The sequence below is a fragment of the Hydrogenophaga sp. ZJX-1 genome, assembly GCF_048590325.1.
In the GTDB taxonomy this organism is placed as follows: Bacteria; Pseudomonadota; Gammaproteobacteria; order Burkholderiales; family Burkholderiaceae_C; genus Hydrogenophaga.
This window is the reverse complement of record NZ_JBMBRA010000001.1, coordinates 656,297-670,238: the sequence shown is the minus strand read 5'-3', so window position 1 is coordinate 670,238 and position 13,942 is coordinate 656,297. Positions and strand designations below refer to the sequence as shown.

Below are 13,942 nucleotides of genomic sequence, written 5' to 3'. Positions count from 1 at the left end.
TGGCTTCAGTCGCCCAGCAACGAAAGATTGCGCACCGCGCCCTTGTCGGCCGAGGTCGCGAGCAAGGCGTAGGCTTTGAGCGCAGCCGACACCTTGCGCGGGCGCGGCTGGGCGGGCTTCCAGCCCTTGGCGTCCTGCTCGGCGCGGCGCTTGGCCAGCTCTTCGTCGCTCAGCAGCACGTTGATGCTGCGGGCGGGGATATCGATGCGGATGCGATCGCCGTTGCGCACCAGGCCGATAGCGCCACCGGCCGCCGCCTCGGGCGAGCAGTGGCCGATCGACAGGCCCGAGGTACCGCCGGAGAAGCGGCCATCGGTCAGCAGCGCACAGGCCTTGCCCAGGCCTTTGGACTTGATGTAGCTCGTGGGGTAAAGCATTTCCTGCATGCCCGGGCCACCCTTGGGGCCTTCATAGCGCACGATGACCACATCCCCGGCCTTCACCTTGTCGGCCAGGATCTCAGCGACGGCTTCGTCCTGCGATTCGGTCACGTAGGCCGAACCCTCGAACACCAGGATCGATTCGTCCACACCAGCCGTTTTCACCACGCAGCCATCCAGCGCTATGTTGCCGTGCAGCACGGCCAGCCCCCCCTCTTGCGAGTAGGCGTGTTCGCCCGCGCGGATGCAGCCCTCGGCGCGGTCCAGGTCCAGACTGGGCCAGCGAGTGGCCTGGCTGAACGCCACCTGGGTGGGGATGCCGGCCGGGCCGGCCATGTAGAAGGTCTTGACGGCGTCAGACGGATCGCGCGCGATGTCCCACTGATCCAGTGCATCCTTCATGGTCTTCGCGTGGATGGTGGGCACGTCGGTGTGCAGCTTGCCGGCGCGGTCCAGTTCACCCAGGATGGCCATGATGCCGCCCGCACGGTGCACATCTTCGATGTGGTACTTGTTGGTGTTGGGCGCCACCTTGCACAGCTGCGGCACCGATCGCGAAAGGCGGTCAATATCCTGCATCGTGAAGTCGATCTGTGCTTCTTGTGCGATCGCTAGCAGGTGCAGGATGGTGTTGGTCGAGCCGCCCATGGCGATGTCCAGCGTGATGGCGTTCTCGAAGGCCTTGAAGCCCATGGAACGCGGCAGCACCGACGCGTCGCCCTGCTCGTAGTAACGCTCGCACAGCGCCACCGCCGTGCGACCGGCGCGCCTGAACAGCTGCTCGCGGTCGGCGTGCGTGGCCACCACCGTTCCGTTGCCCGGCAGCGCCAGGCCCAGCGCCTCGGCCAGACAGTTCATCGAATTGGCGGTGAACATGCCCGAGCAGGAACCACAGGTCGGGCAGGCCGAGCGTTCGACCTCGGCCAGATCGGCGTCACTCACCTTGCTGTCCACGGCCATCACCATGGCATCGACCAGATCAAGCTTCTTGAACTCCATCACCTGGGTCTGCGGGTTGGCCAGACGCACCTTGCCCGCTTCCATCGGACCTCCGGAAACGAACACCACCGGGATGTTCAGCCGCATGGCGGCCATGAGCATGCCGGGGGTGATCTTGTCGCAGTTGGAGATACACACCAGCGCGTCGGCGCAATGCGCGTTGACCATGTACTCGACCGAGTCGGCGATCAGCTCACGGCTGGGCAGCGAATACAACATGCCGTCGTGGCCCATGGCGATACCGTCGTCCACCGCAATGGTATTGAACTCTTTGGCCACGCCGCCCACGGCCTCGATCTCGCGCGCCACCAGCTGGCCCAGGTCCTTCAGGTGCACGTGACCGGGCACGAACTGCGTGAAGGAATTGGCGACCGCGATGATGGGTTTGCTGAAGTCGCCATCCTTCATGCCGGTGGCACGCCAGAGCGAGCGGGCACCGGCCATGTTGCGGCCGGCGGTGGAGGTCTTGGAGCGGTAAGCGGGCATGGTGAGGTCTTTGTCTGGGCGGATCAGGGGGCAAAAAACGCAGCCTTGGATTATCTCCCACGCCCAGAAGGTGATTGCCGGCCGCGCTATAAGCAGGGCACAACAATGCCCCACCACCGGAGACCCCCATGGCCAAACCGACCGTCATTCCGATCCAGCCGATGAACCCGCGCAGCCGCAACATCACCCAGGGCAAATCGCGCGCGCCCAACCGCTCCATGTACTACGCCATGGGTTACGAAGAGGCCGATTTCGTCAAGCCCATGGTGGGCGTGGCGAATGGCCACAGCACCATCACCCCGTGCAACTCGGGTCTGCAGAAGCTGGCCGACGCGGCCATCGCCGGCATTGAGGAAGCCGGCGGCAACGCCCAGGTATTCGGCACACCCACCATCTCGGACGGCATGGCCATGGGCACCGAGGGCATGAAGTACTCGCTGGTGAGCCGCGAGGTGATTGCCGACTGCATCGAAACCTGCGTGCAGGGGCAGTGGATGGACGGCGTGCTCGTCATCGGTGGCTGCGACAAGAACATGCCCGGCGGCCTGATGGGCATGCTGCGCGCCAACGTGCCGGCCATCTATGTCTACGGCGGCACCATCCTGCCGGGGCGCTACAAAGACCAGGACCTGAACATCGTGAGCGTTTTTGAAGCGGTGGGCCAGAACGCGGCCGGAAACATGAGCGACGCCGAGCTCCGCGAGATCGAGATGCGGGCGATCCCGGGATCGGGCTCCTGTGGCGGCATGTACACCGCCAACACCATGAGCTCAGCCTTCGAGGCGCTGGGCATCTCCCTGCCCTACTCCAGCACCATGGCCAACCCGCACGACGAGAAAATGGACTCGGCCCGCGAGTCGGCGAAGGTGCTGATCGAGGCGATCCGCAAAGACATCAAGCCGCGCGACATCGTCACCCGAGAGAGCATCGAGAACGCGGTGGCCGTGATCATGGCCACGGGTGGATCGACCAACGCCGTGCTGCATTTCCTGGCCATTGCGCACGCCGCGGGCGTCGAATGGCGCATCGACGACTTCGAACGCGTGCGTGTGAAAACACCGGTGCTCTGCGACCTCAAGCCCAGCGGCCGCTACCTGGCGGTCGACCTGCACCGCGCTGGCGGCATTCCGCAGGTGATGAAGATGCTGCTGAACGCCGGCCTGCTGCATGGCGACTGCCTCACCATCACCGGCCAGACCATCGCAGAAGTGCTCAAAGACGTGCCCGACACGCCGCGCGCCGACCAGGACGTGATCCGCCCCATCGACCGACCCATGTACGCCCAGGGCCACCTGGCCATCCTCAAAGGCAACCTGTCACCCGAGGGCTGCGTGGCCAAGATCACCGGCCTGAAAAACCCCGTGATGACCGGCCCCGCGCGGGTGTTCGACGACGAGCAGTCGGCGCTGCAGGCCATCCTGGACGGCAAGATCAAGGCCGGTGACGTGATGGTGCTGCGCTACCTCGGCCCCAAGGGCGGACCTGGCATGCCCGAGATGCTGGCGCCCACCGGTGCGCTGATCGGTGCAGGGCTGGGCGAGAGCGTAGGCCTGATCACCGATGGCCGCTTCTCGGGAGGCACCTGGGGCATGGTGGTGGGCCACGTGGCGCCCGAGGCCGCAGCCGGTGGCACGATTGCCCTGGTGAACGAGGGCGACAGCATCACCATCGACGCCCATGCCCTCCGGCTGGAGCTCAACGTGGCAGCCGACGAAATTGCCCGCCGCCGAGCCGGCTGGACCGCTCCCGCGCCCCGCTACACCCGTGGCGTGCAAGCCAAATTTGCGTTCAACGCAGCCAGTGCAAGCCGCGGTGCGGTGCTTGACAACTACTGAATGGCAGGAAACCCCGTGCAGGCTCAGCGGCGCTTGCTCTTCATGCCCAGCGCCTGGCGCTGGCGCTCAATGCGGTCCTGCTTTTTCTGGTCCATCTTTTCCATCTCCTTGCGCTTGGTGTAGCCGGTGCTGTCAGCCCAGGCCCACCAAGCGACGGCCATGGGAAAGGGCGACAACACCCACCACCAGGAAAGCTCGGCAACGAATCCAATTTCGAAGTACTTCAGTAGCAACAGGCCGACGCCCGCGATGAGGAAATACATCACACCCTCCAGTAAAGGTCCGATAAAGCCCGGCAAGAAACTGTAAGCGAGCGTATCCGGGCTGTCCCACTGGGTAAAATCCAGTCTGTGAGATTTTCACGTTCACCCACTAGGACAACACCATGAAACGCGCTCTCCTGATTATGGCCGCTGTGGCCGCCATCTCCGCTCCCGCCATGGCCGACGAAGCCCTCGCCAAGAGCAAGAACTGCATGGCCTGCCATGCCGTGGACAAGAAGCTGGTCGGCCCCGCCTACAAGGACGTGGCCAAGAAGTACGCCGGCAACGCCAAGGCCGCCGACATGCTGGCCGAGAAAGTCGTCAAGGGCGGTTCGGGCGTCTGGGGTGCGATCCCCATGCCTGCCAACCCACAGGTGAGCGCGGCCGAGGCCAAGAAGCTGGTTGCCTGGGTGCTGAGCCAGAAGTAATCCACTTCCCGCTGTTCCAACAAAAAAACCCGCTGGAAGTCCAGCGGGTTTTTTGTTATCTGGTTCCTGGCGCCCGAGGACGCCAGCAACACAGGATCAGTTGTTTTCAGACAATTGATCGAGGATGGCCGGGTTCTCCAGGGTGGAGGTGTCCTGGGTGATGGCTTCGCCCTTGGCGATCGAGCGCAGCAGGCGGCGCATGATCTTGCCCGAGCGCGTCTTGGGCAGGTTGTCACCGAAGCGGATGTCCTTGGGCTTGGCGATCGGACCGATCTCTTTGCCCACCCAGTCGCGCAGCACTTTGGCGATCGCCTTCGCTTCGTCGCCCGTGGGGCGCGAACGCTTGAGCACCACGAAGGCCACGATGGCTTCACCCGTCAAGTCGTCCGGACGGCCTACCACGGCGGCTTCGGCCACCAGGTCGGTCTTGCCGACGAGGGCCGACTCGATCTCCATCGTGCCCATGCGGTGACCGGAGACGTTCAGCACGTCGTCAATACGGCCGGTGATGCGGAAGTATCCGCGGTCAGGACTGCGCACCGCGCCGTCGCCGGCCAGGTAGTAGCCCTTCAGTTCTTCGGGGAAGTAGCTCTTCTTGAAACGCTCGGGGTCGCCCCAGATGGTGCGGATCATCGAAGGCCAGGGCCGCTTGACGACCAGGATTCCGCCCGCGCCATTGGGCACGTCCATGCCCGCTTCGTCCACGATGGCGGCCGTGATACCCGGCAACGGCAGCGTACACGAACCCGGCACCAGCGGTGTGGCGCCGGGCAGCGGCGTGATCATGTGGCCACCAGTCTCGGTCTGCCAGAAGGTGTCGACGATGGGGCAACGCTCGCCGCCGATGTGCTTGTAGTACCACATCCAGGCTTCGGGGTTGATGGGCTCACCCACCGAACCCAGGATGCGCAGGCTGGACAGGTCCGAGCGCGCCGGGTGCACCTTTTCGTCACCCTCGGCCGCCTTGATCAGCGAACGGATCGCGGTCGGGGCGGTGTAAAAGATCGTGCACTTGTGTTTCTCGATCATCTGCCAGAAGCGACCGGCGTTCGGGTAGGTCGGCACACCTTCAAACACGATCTGGGTCGCGCCCGCGGCCAGCGGGCCATAGGCGACGTAGGTGTGACCGGTGATCCAGCCGATGTCGGCGGTGCACCAGAACACGTCGTCGGCCTTCAGATCGAAGGTCCAGTTCATGGTCAGGTTGGCCCACAGCAGGTAACCACCGGTGCTGTGCTGCACGCCTTTGGGTGTGCCGGTGGAGCCGGAGGTGTAGAGCACGAACAGCGGGTGCTCGGCGCCCACCATGACCGCCGGGCAGTCGGTGGACTCCGAAGCCATCACGTCGTGCATGTAGCTGTCGCGACCCGCCACCATGTTGCAGGCGGTGGGCGTGCGCTGGAAGACGATCACGTCCTTGACGCACTCGCAGCCGCCCATGGCGATGCCTTCGTCCACGATGGCCTTGAGCGGCAGTTCCTTGCCACCGCGCAACTGGTAGTTGGCGGTGATCACGGCCACGGCGCTGGCGTTCTGGATACGTTCCTGCAAGGCCTTGGCGGAGAAGCCGCCGAACACCACGCTGTGCGTCGCACCGATGCGGGCGCAGGCCTGCATGGCCACCACGCCTTCGATCGTCATCGGCATGTAGATGACGACGCGGTCGCCCTTCTTCACGCCTCGGGCCTTCAAAGCATTCGCAAATTGCGACACTTTGGCCAGCAGTTCCTTATAGGACACCTTGGTTACTTCGCCGCCATCGGCTTCGAAGATGATGGCTGTCTTGTTCTCCACCGGCGTGCCCATGTGGCGGTCCAGGCAGTTGTACGAAGCGTTGAGCTCACCGTCTTCGAACCAGGTGAAGAACGGCGCGTTCGACTCGTCCAGCACCTTGGTGAAAGGCTTGCTCCAGGTCAGCGTTTCGCGGGCACGCTTGGCCCAGAAACCCTCAAAGTCGTTTTCGGCCTCGGCACACAGGGCGTTGTAGGCATCCATGCCCGAAATACGGGCAGCCTTGCGGGTCGCTTCAGTGGGTTCAAAAACACGGTTTTCGACCAGGGTGGATTCGATCGACGACGAAGGCGCGGACATGGGCAGTCTCCTCAGGTGTTGTGGGAACAGGTAGCGCATGAATGTGCGCAAAGGCTCTTACGAGCCACTTACATAGACTCGCGCGGACAACCCGCCCCAAAGGGCGGTTCGATCCAGCGACCTGCCAAGATGGACTTGTAGCACAGCGGACATCGACCGGGTTCTACAATCGCCCCGCCCACTACGGGTTTGCCCGCACCGCTAGCCACTTCAATACTCCATGAGCACACCCGTCAAAAACCCCAGCACCCTGCAGGCCTTGCCCAACCTGATCTTTGCCAGCCGCTGGTTGCAGTTGCCGCTGTACCTGGGCCTGATCCTGGCGCAAGGCATCTATGTCTTCCATTTCTGGGTGGAACTGGTCCACCTGATCGAGGCCGCCTTTGGCAACAAAGACGCGCTGGCAGCCCTGGTCAAAAGCATTGGCTACAAGGAATCCTTCGAAGTCACTTCACTCAACGAGACCATCATCATGCTGGTGGTGCTGGCGCTGATCGACGTGGTGATGATCTCCAACCTGCTGATCATGGTGATCGTCGGCGGCTACGAAACCTTCGTGAGCCGCATGAACCTGGAGAGCCACCCCGATCAGCCCGAGTGGCTGAGCCATGTGAACGCGTCAGTACTCAAGGTCAAGCTGGCCACGGCCATCATCGGCATCTCGTCGATCCACCTGCTCAAGACGTTCATCAACGCCGCCAACTACGAAGAAAAGGTGCTGATGTGGCAGACCATCATCCATGTGGTGTTCCTGCTCAGCGCCATGGCCATCGCCGTGACCGACCGTCTGATGAGCAAACCCGCGGGTGGCGATCACTGAGCCCCTGCAACGCATCCCCGGAAGCGGCCCTTGAGGCCGCTTTTTTGATCCTGGCGCCAGCAAAAAAGCTCAGCGGCCGACCATCTGCTGTGGCACCACCCAGCGGTCGAAGTCCTCAGGCGACACGTGGCCCAACGCCAGAGCGGCCTCGCGCAGGGTCAGGCTCTCCCGGTGCGCTTTCTTCGCAATCTCGGCCGCCCGGTCGTAACCGATGTGCGGATTCAGCGCGGTCACCAGCATCAGCGAGCGTTCCAGCAGCTCGTTGATGCGCTCGCGGTTGGGCTCGATACCGGCCGCGCAGTGCGCGTTGAAGCTCGCCATGCCATCAGCGAGCAGGCGCACGCTCTGCAGAAAGTTGTGCACCACCATCGGGCGGAACACGTTGAGCTCGAAATTGCCCGATGCACCGCCCATGTTGATGGCCACGTCATTGCCCATCACCTGGCAGCACAGCATGGTCAGCGCCTCGCACTGCGTCGGGTTGACCTTGCCCGGCATGATGGACGAACCAGGTTCGTTTTCCGGAATCGACAGCTCACCCAGTCCGCTGCGCGGGCCGCTGGCGAGCCAGCGCACGTCGTTGGCGATTTTCATCAGGCTGGCCGCCAGCCCCTTGAGCGCGCCGTGCGCGTGCACCAGCGCGTCGCAGGTGGCCAATGCTTCGAACTTGTTGGGTGCGCTCACCAGCGGCAAGCCGGTGTGGCGGGCCAGCTCGGCCGCCACCTGCTCGGCAAAACCGGCCGGGGCATTCAACCCGGTACCCACCGCCGTCCCGCCCAGCGCCAGCTCACACAGGTGCGGCAGCGCGGTGTGCAGATGCCGCTCGGCATGCGACAGCTGCGCCACCCACCCCGAAATCTCCTGACCCAGCGTCAGCGGTGTCGCATCTTGCAGGTGGGTGCGACCGATCTTCACGATGTCGTCGAAGGCCACCGCTTTGGCGTCCAGGGTGTCCCGCAGCGCCACCAGTGCCGGCAGCAGCCGCTGTGTCAGTCCATTGACCGCGGCGAGGTGCATGGCGGTGGGAAACACGTCGTTGGACGACTGGCTGCGGTTCACATCGTCGTTCGGGTGCACCAGCCGCCCCTCTCCCCGCGCGCCGCCCAGCAACTCGCTGGCGCGGTTGGCCAGCACCTCGTTCAGGTTCATATTGCTCTGCGTGCCCGAACCGGTCTGCCAGACCACCAGCGGGAATTCGCCCGCGTGCCGTCCGGCGATGACTTCGTCGGCTGCCGCCACGATGGCGTCCGCCCGGTCGGCGTCCAGCGAAGCCAGAGACGGGTTCACAACGGCGCAGGCCCGCTTGACCTCGGCCAGCGCACGGATCAGCTCGGTCGGCAGACGCTCGCCCGAGATCGCGAAGTGCGCCAGTGAGCGCTGCGTCTGCGCGCCCCACAGACGGTCTGCAGGCACCTCGATGGCGCCCATGCTGTCGGTTTCGATGCGGGTTGTTGACAGGGTGTTCATGGCATGGCTCCGGTCGTCAGCCGGTGAAAGGCTGGGCCTGTCAAAATAGCAGGCTGATCCCACCGTAGCAGACCTTGCGCCGTGCCACCAGCGCGGCACGCCTTGTCCACGTCAACACCATTGCCCCACGCCATGACCACGAGCATCCGCCAGAACGACCTGATCGAATCCGTCGCCGCCGCCCTGCAGTACATCAGCTACTACCACCCCGCCGACTACATCGCCCACCTGGCCCGAGCCTACGAACGCGAGCAGAGCGCCGCCGCCAAGGACGCCATCGCGCAGATCCTGACCAACAGCAAGATGAGCGCCACCGGCCACCGCCCGATCTGCCAGGACACCGGCATCGTCAACGTGTTCCTGAAGGTCGGCATGGACGTGCGCTGGGAAGGCTTCTCCGGCAGCCTGGACGACGCGATCAACGAAGGTGTGCGCCGTGGCTACAACCACCCCGACAACACGCTGCGCGCCAGCGTGGTGGCCGATCCGCAGTTCGACCGCAAGAACACCAAGGACAACACCCCCGCCGTGATCTTCACCGAGATCGTGCCCGGCAACACGGTGGAAGTGACCGTGGCCGCCAAGGGCGGCGGTTCGGAGAACAAGTCCAAGATGGTCATGCTCAACCCGGGTGACAACGTGGTCGACTGGGTGCTGAAGACCGTGCCGACCATGGGCGCCGGCTGGTGTCCGCCGGGCATGCTGGGCATCGGCATCGGCGGCACCGCCGAGAAGGCCGTGCTCATGGCCAAGGAAAGCCTGATGGACGACCTGGACATGTACGAGCTGCAGGCCAAGGCATCCAAAGGCGAGAAGCTCAGCAAGGTGGAAGAAATGCGCCTGGAGCTGTTCGAAAAAGTCAACGCACTGGGCATCGGCGCACAAGGTCTGGGCGGCCTCACCACCGTGCTCGACGTCAAGATCAAGATGTACCCCACGCACGCGGCCAGCAAGCCCGTGGCCATGATCCCCAACTGCGCCGCCACGCGCCACGCGCACTTCGTGCTTGACGGCAGCGGCCCGGTCTATATCGACCCGCCGAGCCTGGACCTGTGGCCCGACGTGGCCTGGACGCCCGACTACGTCAAGAGCAAGAAGGTGGACCTCAACGCCCTCACGGCCGCCGAAGTGGCGAGCTGGAAGCCCGGCGACACCCTGCTGCTCAACGGCAAAATGCTGACCGGCCGTGACGCCGCCCACAAACGCATCCAGGACATGCTGGCCAAGGGCGAACCGCTGCCGGTGGACTTCACCAACCGCGTCATCTACTACGTCGGCCCGGTCGATCCGGTCAAGGGCGAAGCGGTCGGCCCGGCCGGCCCCACCACCGCCACCCGCATGGACGGCTTCACCGAGATGATGCTGGCCCAGACCGGCCTGATCGCCATGGTTGGCAAGGCCGAGCGCGGCCCGGTCGCCATCGAGGCCATCAAGAAGCACAAGAGTGCCTACCTGATGGCCGTGGGCGGCGCCGCCTACCTCGTCTCCAAAGCCATCAAGACCGCGAAGGTCGTGGGTTTTGCCGACCTCGGCATGGAAGCCATCTACGAGTTCGACGTGGTCGACATGCCCGTGACCGTGGCGGTGGACGCGGGCGGCACGAGTGCCCACATCACCGGTCCGGCCGAGTGGAGCAAGCGCATCGCCTCGGGTGAATTCAAAGGTATCGCGGTGGCCGCCGCTTGAAGACCATCGGGGTTTTTGACAGCGGGGTGGGCGGCCTGAGCGTGCTCCGCACCCTGCTGCTCGAAATACCACAAGCCCGCTACGTCTACCTCGCCGACGGATCTCACGCACCCTACGGCGAACGCAGCGCCCAGCAGGTCGCAGAGCGGGCACAGCGCATCACCGCCCGCCTGCGCGAGGACCATGCGGTCGATGCCCTGGTGGTGGCCTGCAACACCGCCACCGCCCTGGCCATCGAATCGTTGCGCCAGCAACACCCCGACTGGCCCATCGTCGGCGTGGAACCCGCGCTGAAACCCGCTGCTGCACTGAGCCAGACCGGGCACATCGGCGTGCTCGCCACGCGCGGCACCGTCGAGAGCGAGCGCTTTGCCCACCTGCGCACCCGGATTGAGTCCGAATCCGGCCGCCCGCTGCACTTCAACTGCCAGGCCTGTGATGGCCTCGCTGACGCGATCGAGCACGGCGACGAAACCACAACACGGGCGCTGTGCGCACGCTACCTGGATGCTTTGCGCGCCAATGCCAGCGTCCCGGAACCCATGGACACGCTGGTGCTGGGCTGCACGCACTACCCGTTCGCGGCCGACATCCTGCAGGCGCTGTCCGGACCCGACGTTCGTCTGGTTGAAACCGGCGCGCCAGTGGCACGCCGCACGCGGGCGGTGCTGGGCCTGCCCGAGGCCCACCCTTCAGAGGGTGCGACACCGCAGATCACGCTGCTGTCCACCGGCGACCCTGCCCCCTTGGCGCAGGCCGCGGCGCGCTGGCTCGGCACCACCGTGGGTGCCACTCACATCAGCGTCTGATCCGGCGAACAACCCGCTGGGAGACACAGAGGTCAGCCGTTCGCCGGGTCTGGACCCGACAAGGCCGCCCGGCGACCCCGCTCCATGTTGACCGGCAGCAGCAACACCAGCCCGAGCAAAAACAGCAGCGCCGTGAATCCGATGGCCAGGCGCTGGTTGCCCCCGGTGGCCCAGGTGATGGCCCCATAGCTCAAGGGCCCGACGATACTCGCCAGCCGCGCTGCAAAGGTCCACAACCCATAGAACTCGGCCAGTTGCCTGGGCGGAGCCAGCATGCCCGCCATGGCGCGCCCAGACGACTGGCTGGAGCCCATGCACAAGCCAGCTATCGCGGCCGCGTACCAGAAACCGCCCTTGGTGGTGGTGAGTGCGGCGATGATGCAGGTCGCGATCCATCCGACCAGGGTGATGCCCAGCGCGAGCTTGTGGCCCAGCCGGTCCTGCCAGTAGCCGAAGGCAAACGCTCCCAATGCAGCCGCAATGTTGAGCACGAAGATCAGCACCATGGTTTCCTGCTGCACAAAGCCGATCACCTGCTCCGCGTAGATGGCCGCCAGCGTGATGGTCACGGTCACACCGCCCTGGTAGGCCGTCGCGCAGGCCAGCAACCACATGAAATCCCGGTAGCGCCGGGCGTCGCGGTAGGCGGCCTGCAGTCGGCTCAAGGAAGCCCTCAATCCGCGTTCAGCCGGCCGGGTCTGGGGTTCGGCCCGTTCTTGCAGCAGCTTGAAGGTGAACAGCGCCGCGAGCGCAAAGATGCCGGCAGTGATCCACATGGTCACGGGCACGAACTGGACGGCGGTCTGCCCCCGCTCCTGGGCCCGGATCACGTACACCAGGCTCAGACCGAGCGCCAGCATGCCGCCAAAGTAGCCAAAGCTCCAGCCCCAGCCGCTGACCCGGCCCATGGCAGCCGGCCGCGCGAGTTCTGGAAGGAACGCTGCAATCAGGGACTCGCCCCAGGCAAAGCACACGTTGGAAACAATGATCAACAGCACCGCCAGCGCCACCATCCCGGGCCCGACGAAAGCCAGAGCGGCCGTGGCCAGCACGCAGCCCGCGGTGGTGAACAGCAAAAGTCTCTTTTTGGCGCCGTAGCGGTCGGCCCAGGCCCCCATGGCGGGCATGGTCACCATCACGATGGCATGCGACACACTGAGCGCCAGCGTCCAGGCGAAGGTGGCCCAAGCGGCACCGCCGGCGACAGCGCCCACAAAATAGGCGGCAAACACGGCCGTCAGCACCACGGTGGTGTAGCCCGAATTGGCGAAGTCGTACATCGCCCAGCCAAACACCTCGCGCTTGCGCACGCCGGGATTCAGGGCTTCGGTGGAAAACAGCGCCATCAACGCCTCACGGCTTCACGCGCCGTTGGCGAACCCAAAGCCTCGGCTTGGGTCTGGCCTGCACACACGGCAGACCGCCGGTCATCAAGCTTGTCAATGCAGGTGGCGAGGCTTGCGCCCGCCACCGTGACCCGAAGAACCGCCACCATGCCCACGGGGCGGGCGACCCAGCTGCATGGAATTGACAAGGGCGTCAAAGCGCTGCGAGAACAGCTTGTCGATCGAGCCGACCACATCACCCAGTTCGGCCGCGTCGAAGTGCCGCTCCATGATGTGGACCACGTCCTGCACCAGCAGGTCGCGCTGCACCTGCATGATGGCTGCGGGCGTGGGCCCGACAAAACACATCATGAAGTCGTCACGCGCCTCCTCTTCCGAGGACTCGTCTTCTTCATCGAACTCGGTGTCGTAGAAGGACACTTCAAGCGGTGCACCGGCCGAAGCGATGTCGTTCAAGCCCATGCAGGCCTCTTCGATCACCTGGCGAAAATCCTCATCACCCGGCACCGTCCAGCACATCTGCAACACGTGTGCTTCCGCGTCAAATCGGATACCCGGCTCGTCCTCGTAGCTGCTCTCGGCCGCTGCCGCCAGCGAGCGGCCACCGGCGTACTGCCAGAGTGGCTTGAGCGCATCCTGAATCTGGCCGTAGGCCACATCCTCGCGCAAGGGCACATCGCCATGCACGTGGATTTCAAAGGGCGCGTTGTATCGGGTCATGGAAACTCACTGTACCGGTGAAACCGGAAAAAGCCTAGGGGACATGGTGCCTCGAACCGGGGTCGAACCGGTACGCCCCCTCACGGGAAAGCGGCGGATTTTAAGTCCGCTGTGTCTACCAATTTCACCATCGAGGCCAGCCGGTCATTGTCGCAGGTTCACCAGGCGCTCTTGGCGCGTTGCAGCCTGGTCAACCCCTGCTCGGCTTGCCGTGACCAACCACCGTGAAAAGGAAAAAAAAAGGGGAAGCATGCTTCCCCTTTTTCTTTGATGCTGGAGCGGGAAACGAGACTCGAACTCGCGACCTCAACCTTGGCAAGGTTGCGCTCTACCAACTGAGCTATTCCCGCATATTTCTGATACCAACCAGTGACTGGAGGCGCGACCCGGAGTCGAACCGGGCTAGACGGATTTGCAATCCGTTGCATAACCGATTTGCTATCGCGCCCAATGCGATGAATCGGAAAACCCATTCATCCCAATCGACAAAAAAGGGAAGCTCGGCTTCCCTTTTTCAAAACTGGAGCGGGAAACGAGACTCGAACTCGCGACCTCAACCTTGGCAAGGTTGCGCTCTACCAACTGAGCTATTCCCGCATATTTCTGATGTTT

Annotated in this window: 11 protein-coding genes and 4 tRNA genes; 5 read left to right on the top strand and 10 right to left on the bottom strand. The window is 64.3% G+C overall.

Annotated features, from left to right (window positions below; translation table 11 throughout):
• Nucleotides 1-5: 5 nt before the first annotated feature.
• Nucleotides 6-1,865, bottom strand: coding sequence for a dihydroxy-acid dehydratase (gene ilvD / locus ACN5W5_RS03295; RefSeq protein ID WP_420047155.1), 1,860 nt, complete (start codon nt 1,863-1,865; stop codon nt 6-8).
• Between the two features lie 128 nt (nt 1,866-1,993).
• On the opposite strand from ilvD (ACN5W5_RS03295), the gene ilvD (ACN5W5_RS03290) reads away from it, so the two are divergent.
• Entirely contained in the window at nt 1,994-3,700 is a 1,707-nt protein-coding gene (ilvD, locus tag ACN5W5_RS03290) for a dihydroxy-acid dehydratase (RefSeq protein WP_420047154.1), read from the top strand.
• A 23-nt stretch (nt 3,701-3,723) separates the two neighbouring features.
• Here the strand turns inward: ilvD (ACN5W5_RS03290) and ACN5W5_RS03285 are convergent, their stop codons facing one another.
• Nucleotides 3,724-3,963, bottom strand: coding sequence for a TIGR04438 family Trp-rich protein (locus ACN5W5_RS03285; protein WP_420047153.1), 240 nt, complete (start codon nt 3,961-3,963; stop codon nt 3,724-3,726).
• Nucleotides 3,964-4,085: 122 nt separating this feature from the next.
• Between ACN5W5_RS03285 and ACN5W5_RS03280 the strand changes: the two genes are divergently transcribed.
• Entirely contained in the window at nt 4,086-4,391 is a 306-nt protein-coding gene (locus ACN5W5_RS03280; protein WP_177135144.1) for a c-type cytochrome, read from the top strand.
• Nucleotides 4,392-4,487: 96 nt separating this feature from the next.
• Here the strand turns inward: ACN5W5_RS03280 and acs are convergent, their stop codons facing one another.
• A complete protein-coding gene (gene acs / locus ACN5W5_RS03275; protein WP_420047152.1) occupies nt 4,488-6,482 on the bottom strand; it encodes an acetate--CoA ligase in 1,995 nt (664 codons plus the stop codon).
• Nucleotides 6,483-6,702: 220 nt separating this feature from the next.
• Between acs and ACN5W5_RS03270 the strand changes: the two genes are divergently transcribed.
• Nucleotides 6,703-7,302, top strand: coding sequence for a TIGR00645 family protein (locus ACN5W5_RS03270; RefSeq protein ID WP_420047151.1), 600 nt, complete (start codon nt 6,703-6,705; stop codon nt 7,300-7,302).
• 69 nt (nt 7,303-7,371) lie between these two features.
• Here ACN5W5_RS03270 and fumC read toward each other — a convergent pair whose 3' ends face one another.
• Nucleotides 7,372-8,769, bottom strand: a complete 1,398-nt coding sequence (gene fumC, locus ACN5W5_RS03265) for a class II fumarate hydratase (protein WP_420047150.1) — start codon at nt 8,767-8,769, stop codon at nt 7,372-7,374.
• A gap of 132 nt (nt 8,770-8,901) precedes the next feature.
• Here fumC and ACN5W5_RS03260 point away from each other — a divergent pair, with 132 nt between their 5' ends.
• Nucleotides 8,902-10,455 carry a fumarate hydratase gene (locus ACN5W5_RS03260; RefSeq protein WP_420047149.1) on the top strand — a complete coding sequence of 518 codons (1,554 nt, stop codon included), beginning with the start codon at nt 8,902-8,904 and terminating at the stop codon, nt 10,453-10,455.
• Entirely contained in the window at nt 10,452-11,264 is an 813-nt protein-coding gene (murI, locus tag ACN5W5_RS03255) for a glutamate racemase (protein ID WP_420047148.1), read from the top strand. Before ACN5W5_RS03260 ends, murI begins: the two co-directional genes overlap by 4 nt.
• A gap of 32 nt (nt 11,265-11,296) precedes the next feature.
• Here the strand turns inward: murI and ACN5W5_RS03250 are convergent, their stop codons facing one another.
• The 6 genes from ACN5W5_RS03250 to ACN5W5_RS03225 form a co-directional block, all read right to left on the bottom strand.
• On the bottom strand, nt 11,297-12,610 hold the full coding sequence (locus ACN5W5_RS03250; protein ID WP_420047147.1) for an MFS transporter: 1,314 nt from the start codon (nt 12,608-12,610) through the stop codon (nt 11,297-11,299).
• Nucleotides 12,611-12,703: 93 nt separating this feature from the next.
• Nucleotides 12,704-13,330 carry a DUF6806 family protein gene (locus ACN5W5_RS03245; protein WP_420047146.1) on the bottom strand — a complete coding sequence of 209 codons (627 nt, stop codon included), beginning with the start codon at nt 13,328-13,330 and terminating at the stop codon, nt 12,704-12,706.
• Between the two features lie 44 nt (nt 13,331-13,374).
• Nucleotides 13,375-13,467: transfer RNA gene (locus tag ACN5W5_RS03240), tRNA-Leu, on the bottom strand.
• A gap of 137 nt (nt 13,468-13,604) precedes the next feature.
• Nucleotides 13,605-13,680, bottom strand: a tRNA-Gly gene (locus ACN5W5_RS03235).
• A 24-nt stretch (nt 13,681-13,704) separates the two neighbouring features.
• A tRNA-Cys gene (locus tag ACN5W5_RS03230) sits at nt 13,705-13,778 on the bottom strand.
• A 73-nt stretch (nt 13,779-13,851) separates the two neighbouring features.
• Nucleotides 13,852-13,927: transfer RNA gene (locus ACN5W5_RS03225), tRNA-Gly, on the bottom strand.
• Between the last annotated feature and the right edge of the window lie 15 nt (nt 13,928-13,942).

Coding starts and splice junctions, on each gene's coding strand:
- ilvD (WP_420047155.1), bottom strand. CDS start 1,865: ATGCCCGCTTACCGCTCCAAGACCTCCACCGCCGGCCGCAACATGGCC.
- ilvD (WP_420047154.1), top strand. CDS start 1,994: ATGGCCAAACCGACCGTCATTCCGATCCAGCCGATGAACCCGCGCAGC.
- ACN5W5_RS03285 (WP_420047153.1), bottom strand. CDS start 3,963: ATGTATTTCCTCATCGCGGGCGTCGGCCTGTTGCTACTGAAGTACTTC.
- ACN5W5_RS03280 (WP_177135144.1), top strand. CDS start 4,086: ATGAAACGCGCTCTCCTGATTATGGCCGCTGTGGCCGCCATCTCCGCT.
- acs (WP_420047152.1), bottom strand. CDS start 6,482: ATGTCCGCGCCTTCGTCGTCGATCGAATCCACCCTGGTCGAAAACCGT.
- ACN5W5_RS03270 (WP_420047151.1), top strand. CDS start 6,703: ATGAGCACACCCGTCAAAAACCCCAGCACCCTGCAGGCCTTGCCCAAC.
- fumC (WP_420047150.1), bottom strand. CDS start 8,769: ATGAACACCCTGTCAACAACCCGCATCGAAACCGACAGCATGGGCGCC.
- ACN5W5_RS03260 (WP_420047149.1), top strand. CDS start 8,902: ATGACCACGAGCATCCGCCAGAACGACCTGATCGAATCCGTCGCCGCC.
- ACN5W5_RS03250 (WP_420047147.1), bottom strand. CDS start 12,610: ATGGCGCTGTTTTCCACCGAAGCCCTGAATCCCGGCGTGCGCAAGCGC.
- ACN5W5_RS03245 (WP_420047146.1), bottom strand. CDS start 13,330: ATGACCCGATACAACGCGCCCTTTGAAATCCACGTGCATGGCGATGTG.